Here is a 4,261-nt window from a genome sequence, read left to right as displayed (position 1 = left end):
AGGTCTTCGAGATAGCCGTATTTATACTTGCCCTCGCCTTTTGAATCGTCGAAGTCGATGTATCGGTTGTATTCGATTTCCTCCTTGCCGTCGTCCGTGTTATGCGTGATGATGACGCGCAGGTTGTGCATACGCTCCAGTTCGTTCGCGGCATCCTTCGGGTCGTCTTCGATGTCCATAAGCGAGACCATCAGCGCGAGGCTCGGCCCCTGCACCTGCGGCGCAGCGTCGGGATACTCGTTGATGCACGCGACGCAGCACAAGGCCGCCACTCCCGCGACAAACGCCGCGAAGGCGCCTCTGCGTGCCCGCCGCCTGCGTGCGATATGTTTTTCGCGAATCGTCATGCTACTTTCTCCTTTCTGTCTCTTTCGCTTCTGCCGCGACAACCGAACGGCTGCCTGCACCGCCGAGGTCGGCATTCATCCTGATGACGTGCCAGCCGAGGATGTGCAGATCCATCGCATACCAGCCGCCGCCGGGCACCTTGTCGCCGAGAATGAACTGGAGCGTCCAGTTGCTCGCGCGGTCGAGGTATTCCTGGTCGGTCACTTCGTGCTCCTTGTTGTGGGCATCGAGCAGGTGTCGGTGCTCTTCGGGAAGCAGCAGGTATTCCAGCAGGTCGATGTTGTAGACTTCGTGGTTGTCCCGTAGGTTGGTGATGATCAGGCGCGGGTCGTCTTCGGCCTTCTCGCGTTTCACGAGGCGCGACGTCGAAATCCGCACCACGAGGAACTCGGCCTGCATGCCGGGCACCACCGTTATCTCTGGCGTGTCCTGCACGGCGCCGCTCTTCTGCCACCAGGGCAGGTAGTCCGCAGGCGTCTGTACCGGTGCCAGCCCGTTGTCCCAGCGCAGCACGGTGTTGCCGTCCGTTATCCTGATCTCGAAATCTTCGGGATTCAGCGGCCCCGACCGGTGTTGCAGCAGGATCGTGAACTCGTTGGTGTCCTTCGTCAGATAGACGGGCACGACGTGGGTGCCCTGCTCGTCGTAGATCTCAAAGTTGCCCGTGCGGCCGTAGTAGAGCGGGTCGAGACGCCGTGTCGCATCGGCATCCGGTGCGGCAAACACCGCATCGGTGACCTGCCAGGCGGGCGCCGTGTCGTCGAGAAGCGTCGGGGCCGTCCCGCTGACAAACGAGCGGTTGTCGGCCAGACCGCACCAGGCCACGAAGTCGTACCGGCCGGCGGGAAGCTCTTCGACGGGCATCGTGTAGCCCATGTCAAAGCCTTCCGCACCCGAAGTCTCCGCTTTCTCCAGCACCAAACGGTGCGTTTCCGCATCGAAAACATACAGATGCACCGACCCTACGCCCATCGGGCCCGGAAAGGCGTCCGCGAAATTCATGTTCATGTCGTAGATGAATTTCACCTGCCAGTGGGGGTCGCAGTCGCCCTCGTAGTCGTAGATCTTCTCGCACGACCACAGCCCCGCCAGCGCTGCGGCCCCCATCAGGGCCACAGCGAGGCGTCGCGTGAGTTTTTCTTTCATTTTTCCGTTCATTTCCAATGCCTGACTTGCGTTTTTTTCCTTTATTTTCTCTCTCAGCCGTTCCGGCTTATTGCAGCACTACACTCTGATTAATGAGATGCCACGGGAGAACATGGATCTCCAGGCCAAGATACCGGTCTGTCGGGTCGATGTTCGGGATAATCGGCTGGGTCGGGTCGCTTACCGGAATACCGGGCTTCAGCAATGAGCTGATGGTCAGTTTGTACCAGTGGTTGCGGACTACACCAATATCGCCGACTTGTGACGGTGTCTGCGGTACTTCTGTTCCCACATTGTGCCATATCGGTGCATAATAGTACATACGGCCGTGTGCATAGAAGTCGGCGTAATTGGCGAACTCGTATGCAAGTGACAGGAACTGCTCTGGAGTGATGTATATCGGTGTTGGATTATTTTCAATCACTAATTTAAGTCTGTAGCCTTTTTTCAGACCGAGCATTACGCGGCCGTCACCGTTGGACACTTGGGCAGCGGAAAGACGGAATATACAAGCTTTGTCGTCATCTTCGCCGTTGCAGGATTTGTCCTCAGCGTCGAACTTGAAATTGTCATGAACAGCGTTCAGGGTATCTGCGGTTACCTTATCCTTCCCTTCTTTTGCTGCTATCTTCTGAAAGTATTCAGAGTCAAGTATTTCTTCCACGTCGCCCTTTACGTAATACACCGTAGTTTTAGCATCAGGTAATTCGATGTCTTTGCCTCCTCCTCCGAAATAATCCGTGATGGTACGGGAACTGGTGGTCAATCCACGGTATATCTTTGTGAAGGCATCCTGCATATAGTCTGCGCGGTTCCAATAGCAGCCGCCCGCATACAACTTGTCCGGTACGCTGTTCAACAGTCCCTCTGTTAATTGGTTGCCATACTTCGTGCATGTATCTTGGTAGGCCTGTATCTCGTTGCCGAGCAACAGTTGTCCGATGAAAACCACATGGGTCGCTGCGCCACGCCAGATATGGTCCGTGTTATCTATCAATTTTTGACCCAGCACGTTCTCGCCGCAGTAGCGATACCGTAAGTCGCTGCGCAGATTGCCCCGCTGTAAATATCTCGAGTAAGTATCTGCAGTAAGATTTGAAGGAGCATTCGGTACCAATCCCATATTAATCATGCGCATCTGCGTGTACGAATAGTAGTAGAGCGGTATGGTATCGGAAGAAGGAATATCCATATACGAATGTGTGGTTGTATTGTCCTTTGCATCGCGGTACTGTACGGGATAGACGTTCGGATTGGCATAGTGGCCGTCGACTGCCCAGTAGGAGCGTGCACGCTTAACGTCGTTCCAGAAGCCAAAGAATGCCGTCTTTATCTCTTCCTTTGAATCAGGATCCTTAGTAAGGCCTCCTTCGTAGTGTGGAGTGTCGTCTTTCGATTTGGATAAATCGTTGCGGGCATCGTTCAGGTTCTTGAAAAGGTACATACGGCGTGCAACCGCGTTGGTAGACCAACCGAGCATCGCGAATGCCCAATCAACATCCGTTGTTGCCACTGCTGTCCCGGTAGCCTGTTTTACTTGGGTCGTTGCTCCGGTTCCCTTCGGTCTTAGCAGCAAGGGATACTTAAAACCACCCCGTTTCATGGCTGGGTTGCTTGTGCCTGTGCCCAGTGTATCTACCCCTAAATTCTTGTCAAAGTCAACTTCAACTTTTACAGCCATACGCTCCACATGAACCGTCAGGGGATTCTCCTTTGCCAAATCTTCTGTTGCTTGGATATTTTTCTCTCCTATCAAGGCTAAATTGTATATCTTACCTGTCTGATAGGATTTCTCTTTCCCTGCTAACGTTTCGTCTCCTTCCTTCTCTCCTGAGCCTACATATACGGCATTCGTCATGGTGCAATATTCGGTAGGAATCCCTGCCGGCGAGAAAATTACCACACTTGCATTTTCCTCAGCTATCGTCTCATCGCTCAACCGTCTTGTAAGGTATGCAAGCGCATATTCGGCATCGCTCTGTGCCTCTGGAGCATCCGGCTCATCGTAAATATGTTTATTTGTGGCTTTGATGGCTCTTTCCAACCCATCGAGACGATTCGAATTGCCATTGAGTACGATAAGCACCTTCGTCGGCAGACTCCCCTCTTGCCCTTCCTCTATTTTCAAATTGGCAACGAATGTGCCGACGGTTCTCTCTGTCGGCTGTCTGTCGCTGGCATCCCCACTGTTTGCCACACGGGTCAACTCGCGCATGGAGTGGAACGAATTGTCCGCTCTGAAAAATAGGGCGACATTCGAGCCCGGTGCGGTCGTTATGGCCTGCTCTCCCTCGGAGCCTGCATCGAAGTCGGTTTCTTCGGTGGGATTACCCGGCCAGGCGCGCGTAGTGGCTCCTCCGTCAGATACAATGTTAAAGGCCATGTAGTTTGTGCCTTCGGTCGTAAGGCCGTTTTCACCGCCGCCTTCTTTGAGGAGATCGTCCTTGCAGCCTCCCAACATACATAGCGACACAATCAATAATAAACTAATCTTTTTCATCTTATCTTAATTTTATGTTTAAATTTTCGGTTACTGATTCTCTTTCTTTATCCGGTTTCTGTCTTCTCTTTCTTTATTATTTATTTCTTTATTCTATTGTGCAAAGGTTTCCGCCTCTTCGATATGGTTCAGGATGCGCTCCGTATCGGGCATACCCAGGGCTTCCGCCGCCTTTACTTTCGCCTTGGCGCCCTCGAAGTCGCCCTGCAGGGCCTTCAGCACGCCCCGCGCATATTCCGCTTCGGCGCTGCCGCCCGCCTTCGACAG

General features: G+C 53.5%; 3 protein-coding genes. All 3 read right to left on the bottom strand.

Annotated features, from left to right (window positions below):
• A partial coding sequence (locus Q0Z70_RS13170; RefSeq protein WP_298075215.1) for a hypothetical protein occupies positions 1–389 on the bottom strand: 389 nt, incomplete at its 3' end.
• A complete protein-coding gene (locus tag Q0Z70_RS13165; RefSeq protein WP_298075213.1) occupies positions 349–1,494 on the bottom strand; it encodes a FimB/Mfa2 family fimbrial subunit in 1,146 nt (381 codons plus the stop codon). The genes Q0Z70_RS13165 and Q0Z70_RS13170, both read right to left, overlap by 41 nt.
• A gap of 67 nt (positions 1,495–1,561) precedes the next feature.
• The gene (locus Q0Z70_RS13160; RefSeq protein WP_298075211.1) at positions 1,562–3,994 is read right to left on the bottom strand and encodes an Mfa1 fimbrilin C-terminal domain-containing protein; all 2,433 of its coding nucleotides are present in this window, start codon (positions 3,992–3,994) and stop codon (positions 1,562–1,564) included.
• Between the last annotated feature and the right edge of the window lie 267 nt (positions 3,995–4,261).

The sequence above is a fragment of the uncultured Bacteroides sp. genome (genome assembly GCF_947632445.1).
In the GTDB taxonomy this organism is placed as follows: Bacteria; Bacteroidota; Bacteroidia; order Bacteroidales; family Bacteroidaceae; genus Bacteroides.
This window is presented reverse-complemented; position numbering and strand designations above follow the sequence as displayed.

What these genes read in the sequence shown, in the direction of transcription:
- Q0Z70_RS13160 (WP_298075211.1), bottom strand. Translation starts at nt 3,994, where the DNA reads ATGAAAAAGATTAGTTTATTATTGATTGTGTCGCTATGTATGTTGGGA.
- Q0Z70_RS13165 (WP_298075213.1), bottom strand. Translation starts at nt 1,494, where the DNA reads ATGAAAGAAAAACTCACGCGACGCCTCGCTGTGGCCCTGATGGGGGCC.